The sequence below is a fragment of the Ensifer soli genome, from assembly GCF_041928815.1.
In the GTDB taxonomy this organism is placed as follows: Bacteria; Pseudomonadota; Alphaproteobacteria; order Rhizobiales; family Rhizobiaceae; genus JBHFEI01.
In genome coordinates this window covers 309,635-325,976 of sequence record NZ_JBHFEI010000005.1, presented here as the reverse complement: position 1 = coordinate 325,976, position 16,342 = coordinate 309,635, and the positions used below count along the sequence as shown (strand labels likewise).

Genomic DNA, 16,342 nt, shown 5'->3' with positions numbered 1-16,342 from the left:
TCGCATGAGGGCCGCGCGACCGTATCGACCGGACATTCGCCCCCGGAAAACAGGCCGGAGGGCGGAGGTCCGGCCGGGGTCAGCGTGCCGTCAGCAGGTGACCTTCGTCGGGATTTGTGACAGTTTTATTGATCGTCACCGTGGGTGCGACGTTTTTACCGTTACCCGTCACCACGATCTCAAGGTCCTGCCCGTCGAGCCGGAGGCGTGCCGTGTAGCCGTCCCAGGCGGTGGGCAGTACGGGACGGACGAATAGGCGGTCGCCCTCCTTGCGGATGCCGAGAATGCCTTCGATGCCGACGCGATAGAGCCAGCCGGCGGATCCCGTATACCAGGTCCAGCCGCCGCGGCCGATCAGCGCGCCTTCCCCATAGATGTCGGCGGCGACCACATAGGGCTCCACCCGGTAGGTTTCGGCGGAGGCCGGATCGAGCGCATGGTTCACGGGGTTGATCATCGAGAAGGCCTGGTAGGCCTCGTCGCCGCGGCCGAGCTCGGCGAGCGCCAGCACGACCCAGGTGGCCGCATGGGTGTATTGCCCGCCATTCTCGCGCACGCCCGGCGGATAGGCCTTGATATAGCCGGGATCGCGCGGGGTCTTCTCGAAGGGTGGCGTGAACAGGCGGATGATGCCGTGTTCCGCATCGGCAAGCGTCGTCATCACCGCGTCCATCGCCTTTTGCGACCGCTCGGGCTCGCCCTCGCCGGAGAGCACGCTCCAAGACTGGGCGATCGAGTCGATGCGGCATTCCTCGTTGCGCGAGGCGCCGAGCGGCGTGCCGTCGTCGAAGGTGCCGCGCAGGTAATGGCCGCCATCCCAGCCCGTCGAGGAGAGCGCCGCCTTGAGGGCATCGAGATGGCTGGTCCAGCGTTCGAGGCGCATGGTGTCGCCGCGTTGCTCGGCATGCGGCAGGAAGGCGCGCAGCGTCGCCGCCAGGAACCAGCCGAGCCAGACGCTGGTGCCGCGCCCCTCGATGCCGACGCGGTTCATGCCGTCGTTCCAGTCGCCGCCGAGAATCAGCGGCAGGCCGTTGTCGCCGCGGCGGGCGATCGCGAGGTCGAGGGCGCGGGCGCAGTGTTCGTAGAGATCGGCGGTGTCCTGCGAGACGTTCGGCTGGAAAAAGCTGTCGTGTTGACCAGGCTCCAGCGCCAGCCCCTCGATGAAGGGGATCGCCTCGCCAAGAATGCCGGTCGTGCCGGTGACGGTGCAGTAACGCGCCGCCGCATAGCCGAGCCAGACGACGTCGTCGGAGATCAGGGTGCGCACGCCGGCCCCCGTCCCCGGCAGCCACCAGTGCTGCACGTCGCCCTCAGGGAACTGCCGGCCGGCGGCGTTGAGGATCTGCCGGCGGGCGAGGTCCGGGTCGTGGATCAGGAAGGCGAGCGTGTCCTGCAGCTGGTCGCGGAAACCGTAGGCGCCGCTCGCCTGATAGAAGGCGGAGCGGGCAAGGATGCGGCAGCCGAGGCTCTGGTAGGGCAGCCAGCCATTGACCATGTGGTCAAAGGCGCGGTCGGGCGTCTCCACCTGCAGCGTGCCGGCAAAGCCGTCCCAGAACCGGGCCGCTGCCTGGCACACGCCGTCCACGTCGAGCGCCTTCGCCTTTTCCAGCAGGCCGGACGCGCCTTCCGCGTCGTCGGCATCGCCGAGAAGGAGGGTGAGGTGCTTGACGTCGCCGGGGGCGAGCGTGACGTCGAGGGCGATCACCGCCGCCGGATCGCCGGCGGCATCGGTGGTGCCGGAAAGCGCATCGCCGTTCAGTACCGCCATCGGGGCGACGATGCTGCCGGTCCTGCCGATGAACTCGCGCCGGCTCGCCGTCAGGCTCGTCACCGGGGCGCCGGTCGCGGCGAGGAAGGCGGTGCGGCCGCCATAGTCGATGCTGTAGGGGTTGGTGGCGAAAAGGGCGTCCTCGCCCCCGCTCGACAGCACGAAAGGCGCGGTCCGGGCGCGGTTGTTGCCGAGAACCCATTCCACCGCCGCATAGACGCGCAGGGTGCGGGCACGCTCCGTCCGGTTTTCGAGCGACAGGCGGGTGAGCTTCACCGGCAGGTCGCGGTCGACCGTCTGCGTCGCGGTCAGGCGGATGCCCTCCTGCTCGCTTTCGAAGGCCGAGACGCCGAAACCGTGGCGCGCCTCGAACAGGATGCCGGGATCGCGCGACAGGGCTGCATAGGGCGTCAGCACGGCGCCGCTGACCATGTCGCGCACGAAGATCGCCTCGCCCGGCCGGTTGACGACCGGGTCGTTGGTCCAGGGCGTCAGCTGGTAGTCGCGCGAGTTGCGGCTCCAGGTGAAGCCGGCGCCGTCGGCGGCGACGTGGAAGCCGAAATTCTGGTTGGCGATGACGTTGATCCACGGGTGGGGCGTCGTCTCGCCGCCCGTCAGGCGCACCACATAGGTGCGGCCCTCATCGGAGAAGCCGCCATGGCCGTTCCAGAAATCGAGACCGTCTCCGGCGACCGCGACCGGCGTCGCGGGGGCTAGCCTGCGGGCAGGCGCCGGCAGGGCGTCCGTCCCCGCCTCGTCCTCGCCGGTTTGGCCTGGCAGCGTGAAGGAGAAGAGCGAGCCCGCCCGGGCGATCTGGTCGGCGAGCGTGCCGTTGCGCGCATGGAAGACGGCGCGCGCGGCGGCCATCAGCGTCGCCAGGGTCGCCGCGTCCATCAGGTCGCGGCGCACGGCGAAGATATGCTGGCGCGGCCCGTCGGAGAGCCCGCGCAGCCGCAGGTTCTCGCACATGCCGTCGATCGCGTGCTGCATGTCCTGCGCATAGGAGGAGGCGCGTTCGTTGACGATTACGAGGTCGGCGGTGACGCCGCGGGCACGCAGATATTCCTGCGCGCGCAGCGCCTCGCGGGCGATGCCGAGGTCGACGTCGTCGTTGATGCGCAGCACGAAGATCGGGAAATCGCCCGAGATCGCCAGCGGCCAGAGCGCCGACTGGCGGCCGAGGCCGGCGCGCACGGCGGCCGGATCGGCGCGAAGCTGCATGTCGGGATAGGTGAGATAGCGGCCGAGCGTCTGGAAGCTCGCCGCCTCCTGCGAGGTCACGCCGACCTGGCGCATCTGCACCTGGCTGCGGGTCCAGGCATGGACCATCTCGTGGTTGAAGCTGTCGGGATGGCGATAGCGGTCGACGGCACGGTCGACCTCGGCGCGCGACGGCGCGGCGATTGTCCAGAAGAGGACGCTCACCTTCTTGCCGGCCGGAACGCGCACGCTGCGGCGCAGCGCCATCACCGGGTCGAGCGTGAAGCCGTCCGTGCCGGACAGCGCGACGCCCTCGTCGAAGGCGCGCGCCTCCGCGAGCGTGCGGCCGACGCCGATGAAGGCGCGCCGGTCGGTCTCGGCCTCCGTATGCCGGCTGCTTCCGGCATTGTCGGTGATCAGGTGGGCGACGGCGATGTCGGGATCGGAGGGTGAACGCTTGTTGCGGGAGACGTGGATCACGTCGCCGCGCTTGCCGATCTCGGTCTTGAGGAACATCTTCGAAAACAGCGGATGGGCGCTGTCGGCATCGTCTGTCGACAGCACCGGTTCGGCATAGGAGGTGACCTCGATGAAGCGGTCCTCGGAGCCGGTGTTGAGAAGCGTCACGCGCCGGCCCTCGGCATCGTGCTCGGTGGCGACGATGCATTCGACCTCGCTCGTCAGCGTGCCGACCGTCTTGATGAATTCCGCCTTGTCGTCGCCGAAGCGGACGGTCGCCTTCTCGCCCTCGGCACGGCGCGGCTCCGCGCTTGCCGACCACCACGCGCCGCTCGCCGTGTCGCGCAGGAAGATGAAGGTGCCGTAACGGTCCTCGGACGGGTCGGGCTTCCAGCGCACGACCGACTGGCCGTTCCAGCGCGAGTAGCCGGCACCGCCCGAGGTGAGCATGATCGAATAATGGCCGTTCGACAGGAAGACCGTCTGGCGTTCCTTCGACAGCGGATTGACGATGGTGCGCACTTCCGGGCGCAGGAGATCGGCCTGGCCCTTGCCGAGCGTGCCCGGATCGTTCTTGGCGTTGATGATCGGAATGTCGCGCGGCGCCTTTTCCTGCAGCAGCAGTTCGGCCGCCTCGATCACTGGGTCGGCATGGAAGAGCTCGCGCAGCCTCCCGTTGAAGACGACATTGGCGACGGCGGCGATCGACATGCCGTGGTGGTGCGCCATGTAGTTGCGCACGACGGCGCAGGTCTGGCCCTCCGGCACGCGGGTCGGGGTGAAGTCGACGGCGTCGTGGAAGCCGTATTCGCCGAGCGCGCCGAGCGCCTGCAGCCGCTTGAGGTTGTCGAGCGCCGCCTTCGGATCGTACATGGAGGCGAGCAGCGAGGCATAGGGCGCGATCACCGCGTTCTGGCCGAGTCCCCGTTTCAGGCCGAGCTTCGGCACGCCGAAATTGGTGTACTGGTAGGTCAGCTCGTGGTCGCGGGCGTTGAAGGCGGCCTCGGAGATGCCCCAGGGCGTGCCGAGCCGGCGGCCGTGGTTGATCTGCTCGACGACGACGAGATTGTTGGTCTGGTTGAGGATGCCGCCCTGGCGTTCCTGCATGACGAGCGGCGGCATCAGATATTCGAACATCGAACCCGACCAGGAGACGAGCGCGCCGCGCGCGCCGATCGGCACGATCGGCCGGCCGAGCTTGTACCAGTGCTCGGTCGGGAGATCTCCCTTGGCGATGGCAAAGAGGCTCGTCAGGCGCGCCTCGGAGGCGAGCAGGTCGTAGCAGGCCTCGTCGAGCTCGCCGGTGGCGACGCGGTAGCCGATCGACAGCAGCCGGCGCTCGCGGCGGAAGAGGAAGGAGAAGTCCATCGAGAAGGCGAGGTCGCGCGAGCGGTCGCGCAGCACCACCAGGCGCTGGCGCAGCGCGTCGATGGCGGCGAGGTCGAAGACGCTGTCGGAGATATGGGCTTCGCAGGTGTTGACCAGCGACTGTGCCCAGTCGACGATCGCCGCGCTGTGGGCCGTCCGGATCTCGTGGTCGAGATTGCCGGCGAGCTTGTGGATGTCGCGGGCGAGCACGGCGAGGTTGATGACGCGCAGCGACGCGAATTCGCGCTCGCGCTGCACGGCGGCAAGCGCGTTGCGGAAGCCCTCGATGCGCTCGTCGATCTGCCGGCGCAGCGGCCGGATGGTGCGCCGGTCGTCCGGCAGGCCGGCGAGCACCTCGGCGAGGATCTCGGCGACGTCGCCGATGCCGTCGAGGCTGCCCTGGACATGGGCGGACGGCGCCTCCGCCCATTCGCGGCAGAGCGAGGATACGGCGATCAGGTGGCCGGCGAGATTGCCGCTGTCGACGGCCGAGACGTAGCGCGGCTCCATCGTGTCGAGCGTGTCGGTGCGATACCAGTTGTAGAGATGGCCGCGGAACTTCGGCATGCGGTCGATCGTGCCGACCGTCTGCTCCAGACGCCGGATCGTCTCCTCGAAGCCGATCCAGCCGAAGTCGCGCGCGGAGATCACCGACAGGAGATAGACGCCGATATTGGTCGGCGAGGTCCGCGTCGCGAGCACGGGGTTGGGGATTTCCTGGAAATTGTCCGGGGGCAGGAAATTCTGCTCCGCATTGACGAAGTGCTCGAAGTAGCGCCAGGTGCGCCGCGCGATCCGGCGCAACGCCTCGGAGACGTCCTCGGGAACGGCGAGCGTGTCCTCGGTCTCGGCCGACTGGCTGACGAACCAGGCGATCGCCGGCGAGACGATCCAGAGCGCCGCGAAGGGAACGCCGATGAAGGGCAGGCCGGTGTCGGAGACGGCGGCGAGCGCGACGGAGGCGATGGCGAGCGCCGGGGCGGCCCACATGGCCCGGTAATAGTCGAGCACGCCGCCATGGCCGGCGCTCTGCACCTGGGCGGCGGTGCGCCATTCCAGCATCAGCTTGCGCGAGACGAAGGTGCGGTAGAGGGAACGGACGATCGCGTCCGCCATCATCGCCGCCGAATGGGCGATGAAGACGATGCGCAGCGCGACCTGCGCGTTCGCCGCCTGGATTTCCGAAAGCACGGCATGCAGGTGGGCCCGGGCGACGATGTCGTTGCGGCGCGGCAGCAGGCCGTTGATCAGGGAGAGGGTGGGCGCGACGAAGAGCGAGAAGATCAGCACTGCCTGCCAGACCAGCGCTTCGGCCGGCTGCATGTAGTACCAGCCCATCACCGAGGCGACGAGCCAGGCGCAGGGGATCAGCGAGCGGCGGAGATTGTCATACATCTTCCAGCGGCCGAGCATGGAAAGCCCGTTGGCGGGGTCGACCATATAGGGCAGGAGCTGCCAGTCGCCGCGCGCCCAGCGATGCTGGCGCGACATCTCCACCTCGTAGCGCGTCGGGAAATCCTCGACGAGCTCGACATCGGTGACGAGGGCGCAGCGGGCGAAGGAACCCTCGAGCAGATCGTGGCTCAGCACCGCGTTCTCGTCGATCCGGCCCTTCAGCGCCGCCTCGAAGGCGTCGACATGGTAGAGGCCCTTGCCGGTGAAGGTGCCTTCCCCGGCGATGTCCTGATAGACGTCGGAGACGGTGAAGACATAGGGATCGACGCCGCGGTTGATCGAGAAGATGCGCTGGAAGGCCGAGGCGTTGCTTCCGGTCGTCAGCGAGGGCGTCACGCGCGGTTGCAGGATGCTGTAGCCGGCCGTCACCTTCTGCGTCTTCGCGTCGATGACCGGGCGGTTGATCGGATGGGAGAGCTTGCCGACGAGCTTGGTCACCGCGTCGCGCATCAGGCGCGTGTCGGAGTCGAGCGTCATCACGTACTGGACGCCCCTCGGCAGCACCGTCTCCTTGTCGAGGATGAAGGTCGTGTCGCTGTCGCCGCGCAGAAGGAGGTTCAGCTCGTGCAGCTTGCCGCGCTTCCTTTCCCAGCCCATCCACACGCCTTCGGATTCGCTCCAGAGGCGGCGTCGGTGCAGCAGGAAGAAGCGGGTGCGCCCGTCATGGCGGTAGCGCGCCGAGAGCGCCTCGATCTCGCTGCGCGCATAGGCGAGGACGTCGAGGTCGGCCTGCGTCTCCTCGACCGGGCTGTCGGCCCAGTCGCTGAGGAGTGCGAAGGAAATCTCGCCCTTCGGGTTGGCGAGGTAGTGGACCTCGAGATTGCGCACCAGTTCGTCGACATGGTCGCGCCGGGAGATGAGACAGGGCACGACGACGAGGGTGCGGGCATCGGCGGGAATGCCGTCGAGGAATTCGTAGCCGACGAGCCGTGTCGGGCGAACGAGCAGGGTGACAAGCGTGTTGAAGAGGCCGGTCGCCGCCTCGGAGGCCGGCAGGGCGACCAGCAGCAGCATGATCAGCGCCGCGCCGGACGGAATGTCCATGGCGCTGATGAAGGCATAGACCGCGACCATCGCCAGAATGGTGAGGAGGACGTTCGGCCCGGCGATCGCCAGCCATTCGAGCTGGCGGCTGAAGCGCAGGACCTTCTGCAGCACCGTCGGGCGGTAGCCGATGCGGGCCTCGAGCGCGAGACGCCTGCGGCCGACGAGCATCATGCCGACATTCGGCGCGGCATCTTCGGCCGGACCGGCCTCCATTTCCGCAACCATGGCAAGCGCGGTGCGGGTCACCTCGATCTCGCTGTGGCCGGAGCGCTTGGCGAGCTTCTCGATCGTCTCGCGATACTTGTTGCGCGAGCCGAAATCGAGGCGGGTATAGTCCGATCCCTCGCGCAGCGCCGCGTCGATGACGCTGACGCTCTCGACCCAGACCGCCCATTCGGTGTCGTCGATCTTGCGCAGGCTGCGCACGATGTTGCCCATCGTGACATTGCCGGAGGAAAGACGGTTCTGTTCGGCGACGAGCGCGCTCTCGATGTCGCTGCCGCGGTTCTCGAGCTGCTCTTCCAGCCAGTTGATGACGATGCTCGCCGATTGCGAGCCGTCGCGCAGCCGGTAGAGCAGCTGGGCGACGAAGGTGTTGTCGGCGGTGTCGGCGACGAACTGCGGGAGAAGCGCCTTCAGCCGGTCCGGATCGTTTTCGCGCGCGATGCGGTCGGCGGCCTCGTTCGCCTTCTGCCGCATGGCGCGCGAGCGGTCGACGCGGATGGCGATGCGGCGCAGGTTCTCGATCAGTACGAAGCGCAGGATCGAGGGCAGCGCCCATAATTCGCCGATCTTGAAGGCCTTGTGCGCCTGGAACCCCTCGACCATTTCGGTGAGGCTCTCGCGCGAGACGGTGCTGTGGGTATGGGCGACGTAGAGGAAGGCCATCGCCATCGTGCGCGGGATCTCCGCGCCGCCGACGGTGATGGTCGGCAGTTCGCGGTAGAACCTGCGCGGGAAATCGCGCCGGACCTCCTGGATCGCCTCCTCGATGACGTAATGGTTGTCGAGCAGCCATTCGGCGGCGGGCGTGATCGTCGCCCCGGCCTCGACATCGGCGGAGACGACCTTGTAGACGCGGAAGATCTCCCGCTCGTTCTCCTTGTGCCGGGCGCGGAAATCGAAGGGGCGGAAGCCGGGAAGAGCCGTGGCGCCGTTCTGCGCGAGGTCCTCGCCGAGCTGGCGCAGTTCCTCGACCGTGAAATAGGTCGCGCGGATCGAATCGTTGAAGTCCATCGGCCTGGACTCCTGGTCGCGGGGGGAGGCGGTCGGCGTTGAGAGCGGCGGCATGGGTTCTGTATCTGGGTCCAGGCGGGGTTGATCGGCAGGAACGTCGACGGCATCGTGCCGGCCCGACTGTCGTTTGGGCGGCATCCTTCGTGCCGCGGCGTCGTCAGCCATGAAGCGTCACCGCCAGGAGCGGCGCGGCGCATGCCTCGGCAGCGCCGCCACGACGACAGGGCGGACCGGAACGGGGCCGCGGACACTCGGGCAGGCAATGCCACGCTCGTTATCACGGCCGCGTGAGGGATGAAAACGGCATTTTTTGGCCGGGGTGCGGAATCTGCGGATGAGGCCGGCCTCGGATGCGTGCGTCGTCACGGTCCGGCCGCGGCCGGGTGAGGATCGTCGTTCCATCATGCGCTTCCGGTGTTGAGGGAGAAATCGTCGATTGCACGCGCAAGACAATGCGCAAGGCGGCGATCGGTTCCCCGTGCATCCGGATGAATCAGTCCGGCGGCAGGATTTCCTCGACCTCTCCGGCGATCCAGCGGCGGAAGGCCTGGCTTGCCGGGTTCTCCATTTTGGCCTCGGGAACGACGGTGTAATAGGCGTATTCGGTGCGCATCGGCAGGTCGAAGACGATGGCGAGCCGTCCCGATGCCAGCTCCTGGCCGATCAGGTAGCGCGGCAGCAGCGCGAAACCCAATCCCGCGACGGCCGCCTCGATCACCATCGAGAACTGGTCGAAGCGGTGGCCGGTGAAGCCGCCGGAAAGCGACAGGCCGCGCGCCTCGAACCATTGCGCCCAGAGGCGCGGCCGTGTGGCGAGCTGCAGCAGCGGCTGCCCGTCGAGCGCGGTGGGCGTCCGCTCGGACAGGCGTTCGATCAGCGCCGGGCTCGCGACCGGCACGATGATCTCGCTGCACAGATAGGTGCAGGTGGCATGGGCCCAGACCGGCTTGCCGTGGTGGATGGCGAGATCGACATTCTCGTCCTCGAAGCTGAACGGCTTCGAATGGGAGACGATGTTCAGCACCGTGCCCGGATGGCGGGCGAGGAAATCCGGTAGGCGCGGCGTCAGCCAGCGGCTGCCGAAGGTCGGCAGGCAGGCGATCGACAGCGAGGAACGCGCCTGCACCGAGGTCATGGCGCGCACCATCAGGTCCTCCGACTGGGCGAGCAGCCGGCGCACCTCCGGCAGCAGCCGCTCTCCCGCCGCCGAGAGCACGACGCGCTGGCGCACCCGCTCGAACAGCAGCGCGCCGATCTGGATCTCCAGGTCCTTGATCTGGCGGGAGACGGCGCTCTGTGTCAGATTGAGTTCGCTTGCCGCCCGGGTGAAGCTGCCATGGCGCGCCGCACATTCGAACGCCTGCAGCGTGATGACGTCTGGAACCAGCCTTCGGCTCAACTTCATTCCGGCCTCGCATGAACTTAGTCAGAAACGTCGCGATCAAAGCATAATTCCATCCTATATGATCGCGAAATCGAATGATCGCTGTTTTGCGCTGAAATTTTTGGGTCCGGACCATGCAAGAGTTGAATTTCGTGTCGCCCGACGACATCCGCGCCGCCTTCTCCGCCGCGATGTCGGCGATGTACCGCGCGGAGGTACCGGCCTACGGCACGCTGATGGATCTCGTGAAGGCGGTGAATGCGGAAACGCTTGAGCGCGATCCCGCCCTTGCCGGCCAGCTCCGCCAGACCGACGGGCTCGAGCGCATTTCCGGCGAGCGCCACGGCGCGATCCGGCTCGGCACGCCCGCCGAGCTGAAGATGATGCGCCGCGTCTTCGCGGTCATGGGCATGGAGCCGGTCGGCTATTACGACCTGAGTGCGTCCGGCGTGCCGGTCCATTCGACCGCCTTCCGCCCCGTTGGCGCCGCCGCGCTCGCCCGCAATCCGTTCCGCGTGTTCACCTCGCTGCTGCGCCTCGACCTGATCGCCGATGCCGGGCTGCGGGCGGAGGCGGAAGCGGTGCTGGCCGCGCGGTCGATCTTCACCGCCGAGGCCGCCGCGCTCACCGCCACCTTCGAGGCGAAGGGCGGGCTGACGCGCGCGGAAGCTGACCGTTTCGTCCTCGCGGTCCTCGAAACCTTCCGCTGGCACGACCGGGCCGCCGTCCCGGCGGCGCTCTATCGGCGGCTGCATGCGGCGCACCGGCTCGTCGCCGATGTCGTCTCCTTCCGCGGACCGCACATCAACCATCTGACGCCGCGGACCCTCGACATCGACGCCGTGCAGGCGCGCATGCCTCACCACGGCATCGCGCCGAAGGCCGTCGTCGAGGGGCCGCCTGCGCGCAACTGCCCGATCCTCTTGCGCCAGACCTCGTTCAAGGCGCTGGAGGAGCCCGTCTCCTTCCGCGACGCCGACGGCACCTGGACGCCCGGCTCGCACACGGCCCGCTTCGGCGAGATCGAAAGCCGCGGCATCGCGCTGACGCCCAAGGGCAGGGTGCTCTACGACACGCTGCTCGATCGTTCTCGCGCGCTCGTGCCGCCGAAGGCCGACGGTTCCAATGCCGACGCTTACCGCGCGGCGCTGGCCGACGCCTTCTCGCCCTTTCCCGACACGTGGGCGGAGATCCGCGCCGAAGGGCTCGGCTATTTCGAATATTCGCTGACGGACACGGCGTTCGGGGCGCCTGCCGCCGGCATGGACCTCGACGCGCTGGTCGCGGCCGGCTTCGTCCGCTTCGATCCGGTGATCTACGAGGATTTCCTGCCCGTCAGCGCCGCCGGCATCTTCCAGTCCAATCTCGGCGACGCGGCGGCGCAGGCCTTTTCCGCCGACCCGAACAAGGCGCGCTTCGAGGACGAGCTCGGCGCCGCCGTGCTCGACGAATTCGCCCATTACGCCGCGATCGAGCAGGCCTCGATCGACCGGTGCCTGTCGCGCCTTGCCGGCGCGATGGCGGCGGAGTGAGGCCGGTGGCGCATACGCTCGACCAGACCGTCCTCGATGCCTTCGAGGCGATCCTCGGATCGGCCGGCGTGATCACCGCCGAGGCCGACCGGCGCCCTTACGAGACCGGCGCCCGCTATGACGCGGGCAGGGCGGCGGCCGTGCTGCGGCCGCGCAGCACGGCGGAGGTTTCGGCGGTCCTCGCCGTCTGCGTCCGCGACGGCATCGCCGTCATCCCGCAGGCGGGCAATACCGGCCTCGTTTCCGGCTCCACCCCTTCGGCCGCCGGAGGAGACGTGGTGCTCAGCCTCGACCGGCTGGCGCGCAGGTTCGACCTCGATCCGGTGAACCGAAGCCTCAGGCTCGATGCCGGCTTCCGCCTGTCCGACGTCAACCGGATGCTGGAGCCGCACGGCCTGTTCTTTCCGATCGACCTGTCGGCCGATCCGCGCATCGGCGGGATGATCGCCACCAATACCGGCGGCTCCCGGTTCCTGCGCTATGGCGACGTGCGCCGCAACGTGCTGTCGCTCACCGTCGTGCTCGCGGATGGCGACGGCACGATCCTGCAGCTCGGCTCGGACCTGCGCAAGAACAATACCGGCGTCGACTGGAAGCAGGTCTTCATCGGCACGTCGGGCGCCTTCGGCATCGTCACCGAGGCGACGCTGTCGCTGGAGCGGCTGCCGCGCCAGAGCGCTACGGCCTATCTCGTGCCGTCGGGACCCGAGGCGGTGCCGCTGCTGCTCGCCCAAATGGAAGAACGGCTCGGCAGCCTGCTCAGCGCCTTCGAGGGCATGTCGCGCAATGCGGTCGCGGCCGCGCTCGACCATGTCCCGTCGCTGAAGAACCCGTTTCGCGGCGGCGAGATCCCGGATTACCTGATCCTCGCCGAGATCTCGCGCACCTCGGCGCCGCGCGAGGGGGAGGAGCCGCTCTCCGACATGCTGGAGGCGGTGCTGGCGGAGATCTGGGAGCAGGCCGAAGCCCCGCTCGCCGATGCCTTCGTCGGCCCGCCCGAGGAGATGTGGGCGCTGCGCCATGCGCTCTCCGAAGGAGTGAAGCACAAGGGCCGGCTGATTGCCTTCGACCTCTCCTTCCGCCGCGGCGACGTGACCGCCTTCTGCGCCACGCTCGGCGCGGAGATCGCCGAGGCCTTTCCCGGCATCGCCGTCTGCGACTTCGGCCATATCGGCGACGGCGGCGTGCATTTCAATCTCGCCGTGCCGAAGGACAGCCCGCTCTGGAGCGATCCGGGCTTCGAGGCGCGCCTGCGCGACCGGGTCTTCGAGGCGACGGTCGAGCGTTTCGGCGGCAGTTTCAGCGCCGAGCATGCGATCGGCCGCAAGAACCAGAGCTATTACGACCGCTACACGCCGGAGACTATCAAGGCGATGGCCGAGGGGCTGAAGGCGATGACCTCGCCGGGCACGCTCGGCAGCGTCCGCTTCGGCCGCGCGGCCGTCGACAACCGATAACCCGATGGGAGACGAACACATGGACAAGGCATCCACCAAGGCGACCATGGCGGCGGAAGCCGCCGCCATCCTCGGCCGGCTCGGCGTCGCCGAGACGCTTTATACCGGCGGCGGCATGGTGTCGCGCAGTCCGGTCAGCGGCGAGGCGATCGGCCATCTGGCGCCGGTCTCGGCGCAAGATGCCGCCGCGGCCATCGGGCGCGCCGACGCCGCGTTTCGTGCCTGGCGGCTGGTGCCGGCGCCGCGCCGGGGCGAGCTCGTGCGCCTCCTCGGCGAGGAACTGCGCGCCGCCAAGGCCGATCTCGGCCGGCTCGTCTCGATCGAGGCCGGCAAGATCCCCTCGGAAGGGCTCGGCGAGGTGCAGGAGATGATCGACATCTGCGACTTCGCCGTCGGCCTGTCGCGCCAGCTCTACGGCCTGACGATCGCGACCGAGCGTCCGGGCCACCGGATGATGGAGACCTGGCATCCGCTCGGCGTCGTCGGCATCATCTCCGCCTTCAATTTCCCCGTCGCCGTCTGGTCGTGGAACGCGGCGCTGGCGCTGGTCTGCGGCAATTCCGTCGTCTGGAAGCCCTCGGAGAAGACGCCGCTGACGGCGCTCGCCTCGCAGGCGATCCTGGAACGCGCGATCGCCCGCTTCGGCGACGCCCCGGACCATCTCTCGCAGGTGCTGATCGGCGACCGCGCCGCCGGCGAGGTGCTGGTCGACCATCCGAAGGTGGCGCTCGTCTCGGCGACCGGCTCGACGCGGATGGGCCGCGAGGTCGGCCCGCGCCTGGCCAAGCGCTTCGCCCGCTCGATCCTCGAGCTCGGCGGCAACAATGCCGGCATCGTCTGCCCGAGCGCCGATCTCGACATGGCGCTGCGCGCCATCGCCTTCGGTGCGATGGGCACGGCCGGCCAGCGCTGCACGACGCTGCGCCGCCTCTTCGTCCATGAAAGCGTCTACGACGCGCTGGTGCCGCGGCTGAAGAAGGCCTATGCGAGCGTGTCGGTCGGCAATCCGCTGGAAACGTCCTCCCTCGTCGGCCCGCTGATCGACAAGGCCGCCTTCGACGGCATGCAGAAGGCGCTCTCCGAGGCGAAGGCTCAGGGCGGCACGGTCACCGGCGGCGAGCGCGTCGATGCGGGGTCGGCGGACGCCTATTACGCCCGTCCCGCGCTGGTCGAGATGCCGGCACAGGCGGGGCCGGTGCTGGAGGAGACCTTCGCGCCGATCCTCTACGTGATGGCATACAGCGACTTCGATGCGGCGCTCGCCGACCACAACGCCGTCTCCGCCGGCCTGTCCTCGTCGATCTTCACCCTCGACATGCGCGAGGCCGAGACCTTCCTCTCGGTGGCGGGCTCCGACTGCGGCATCGCCAATGTCAATATCGGCACCTCGGGCGCGGAAATCGGCGGCGCCTTCGGCGGGGAGAAGGAGACCGGCGGCGGCCGCGAATCCGGCTCCGACGCCTGGCGCGCCTATATGCGCCGCGCCACCAACACGATCAACTATTCGAAGGCATTGCCGCTCGCCCAGGGCGTCTCCTTCGACATCGACTGACCGGCCCGCCGGCGCCGGTCACGCGACCGGCGTCGACAGCAGCCAGAGGCCGAACACGGTGTAGAACACCATGACGGCCGCGAGCGGGAGCTGGCTCCGGCTCGCGGCCGTCGCCGTCTTCAGGGTCCGGAGCGCCAGCCCGTGGGCAAGCACGACGCCGACGACATGGCCGGCGGCGATGATCGCCGTCTGCGCCGTCCAGAGCCGGCGCGCGCCGTCGAGATGGGTCATGAAGGAATCGGAGACGTGGATCCCGGCGGTGCCGAACAGGTCGGCGCCGGTGCCGAGCGGATCCGAAAGGGCCGCAAGGAAGAACTGGCCGTTGACGAGCAGAACCGGCAGGTAGTGGGCCGCATGGAAGGCGATCGAGATCGGCACGATCGAATAGACCAGCGCGCCGGCGGGCAGTTCACGCCCTCCGGCGAGGGCTGATCCGAGGCGGACGGCGGCGAGGAAGACGGCCGGGAGCAGCGCCGCCGCCGCGAGAAGGCCGATCGTGTTGGCCTCCACGACCGCGCTGCGGCCGGGAAACTCCAGCGGATTGATGCCGAGCCGGCCGAGCCAGGCGAAGGTCGCGGAAAACCCGTCGAAGGTGACGCTCGACAGCGTGACGAGGAGGAAGAGCGTGCCGCCGGGCGGCAGGGGCGGTGCGGAGAGGCAGTGGCGTCCCGGCATCACGAGGGCGAGCCTCGGCCTTCGCCGGCACCGCACCACCGCCAGCGGCGACAGCATGCCGATCAGCCGGTAAAGGATCGAGAAGGGTTCGGCGAAGCGCATCCAGGCCGCCTCGCCGAAGATGGCGATGCCGCCGGCATGGACGAGCCACCAGAGCGAGACGGCCAGCGCCAGCCCGCGCGGATCCTGCGGCGACAGCGACACCAGTTCATACCAGGCGAAGGCGAGGAAGAAACCGGTCGCCGGCACGTAGCGCAGCCGCCGGGGGAGGGGAAGGCGCGCCTTTCTGCCGATCGGCCGTCCCGTCGCGCGGCGCAGCAGCGCGAAGGCGCCGGTCCACGGGTTGAGCCAGGGCCAGAGGTTGCCGGTCAGTGCCTGCAGCAGCGTCAGCCCCACCCAGACGATCGACCACAGCGTCAGCGGCAGCAGGTTCCTGCCCGGATCGGTCGGGCCGACGGCGCCGACCGTTACGAGGGTGACAAGGACGGCGAGGCTCGCGGCGCTGGCGAAGGCGCGCGACGGCGGCCTGAACGGCACGAGGACGAGCCGCCACCGGCGGAGGCGCTCGAAAAGCGTTGCCGGCGCGAGCATCAGCACCAGGAAGGAGGCGGCGACGGCGAGCGCTGCTCCGGCGGTGGTGAAACCGGTCGGCAGCAGCATGACGAGCCCGCGTTCGCTGACATGGGCCGAGGCCGCCTGCGGCGGCAGCAGGATCGCGGCGAGCGCGGCCGCAAGCGCCATCATCGGCCCCGGACGGCGGACCTTGTCCGTCCGTTCGCGGGAAAAGACGGCGGCGGCAAAAAAAATCGTCCTGCGTCCCGTCATGGCTGCCACCCGCTTTCCCCAGCGCTTTGGTTTGCGCACGAATGCGCGCATCCGGTCGTGTTCCCCGGCGCCGGATGCGCCCGTCATCGCGGCGCCGGTGCGATCGCGCGCCGGCAAAGGCCGGCAGATGGCCGCAAAAGCCGTCCTTCCGCAAGAGCCACCTCTGCGGCCGGCCGCCGTCGGCAGGCCGGCCGTCTTTGATGCATCGCGGCGAAATTCGTTTGCGTGGCAGCAAATTTGCGCCTTGCCACCCTTCCTGCCTCGATTCCCGGCCGCTCTGGCGCTTCGATGACGCCTGTGGCAGGAGAAGGGCCGGCGGAAAGCCGGCTGCGAAGCGATTGATTTTGCTTCGTTCGCAGACGAACGAATGCGTTCCGGCGGATG

The 16,342-nt window shown here is 68.8% G+C and carries 6 protein-coding genes; 3 read left to right on the top strand and 3 right to left on the bottom strand.

The window, feature by feature from the left end; genetic code table 11:
* Window positions 1-79: 79 nt before the first annotated feature.
* Entirely contained in the window at window positions 80-8,587 is an 8,508-nt protein-coding gene (locus tag ACEVQ6_RS10320; RefSeq protein WP_374888882.1) for a GH36-type glycosyl hydrolase domain-containing protein, read from the bottom strand.
* Between the two features lie 439 nt (window positions 8,588-9,026).
* Window positions 9,027-9,938 (bottom strand): LysR family transcriptional regulator, encoded by a 912-nt coding sequence (locus ACEVQ6_RS10315; protein WP_374888881.1) that lies wholly within the window; start codon window positions 9,936-9,938, stop codon window positions 9,027-9,029.
* A gap of 113 nt (window positions 9,939-10,051) precedes the next feature.
* Between ACEVQ6_RS10315 and hglS the strand changes: the two genes are divergently transcribed.
* The 3 genes from hglS to amaB are packed head-to-tail and all read left to right on the top strand — an operon-like array spanning window position 10,052 to window position 14,458.
* Entirely contained in the window at window positions 10,052-11,449 is a 1,398-nt protein-coding gene (hglS, locus tag ACEVQ6_RS10310) for a 2-oxoadipate dioxygenase/decarboxylase HglS (protein WP_374888880.1), read from the top strand.
* A 5-nt stretch (window positions 11,450-11,454) separates the two neighbouring features.
* Entirely contained in the window at window positions 11,455-12,906 is a 1,452-nt protein-coding gene (locus ACEVQ6_RS10305; RefSeq protein ID WP_374888879.1) for an FAD-binding oxidoreductase, read from the top strand.
* A gap of 19 nt (window positions 12,907-12,925) precedes the next feature.
* A complete protein-coding gene (amaB, locus tag ACEVQ6_RS10300; RefSeq protein ID WP_374888878.1) occupies window positions 12,926-14,458 on the top strand; it encodes an L-piperidine-6-carboxylate dehydrogenase in 1,533 nt (510 codons plus the stop codon).
* A gap of 18 nt (window positions 14,459-14,476) precedes the next feature.
* Here amaB and ACEVQ6_RS10295 read toward each other — a convergent pair whose 3' ends face one another.
* Complete coding sequence (locus ACEVQ6_RS10295; RefSeq protein WP_374888876.1) at window positions 14,477-15,958, bottom strand: hypothetical protein; 1,482 nt, start codon at window positions 15,956-15,958, stop codon at window positions 14,477-14,479.
* Window positions 15,959-16,342: the final 384 nt, after the last annotated feature.

Coding starts and splice junctions, on each gene's coding strand:
- amaB (WP_374888878.1), top strand. CDS start 12,926: ATGGACAAGGCATCCACCAAGGCGACCATGGCGGCGGAAGCCGCCGCC.
- hglS (WP_374888880.1), top strand. CDS start 10,052: ATGCAAGAGTTGAATTTCGTGTCGCCCGACGACATCCGCGCCGCCTTC.
- ACEVQ6_RS10295 (WP_374888876.1), bottom strand. CDS start 15,958: ATGACGGGACGCAGGACGATTTTTTTTGCCGCCGCCGTCTTTTCCCGC.
- ACEVQ6_RS10315 (WP_374888881.1), bottom strand. CDS start 9,938: ATGAAGTTGAGCCGAAGGCTGGTTCCAGACGTCATCACGCTGCAGGCG.
- ACEVQ6_RS10320 (WP_374888882.1), bottom strand. CDS start 8,587: ATGCCGCCGCTCTCAACGCCGACCGCCTCCCCCCGCGACCAGGAGTCC.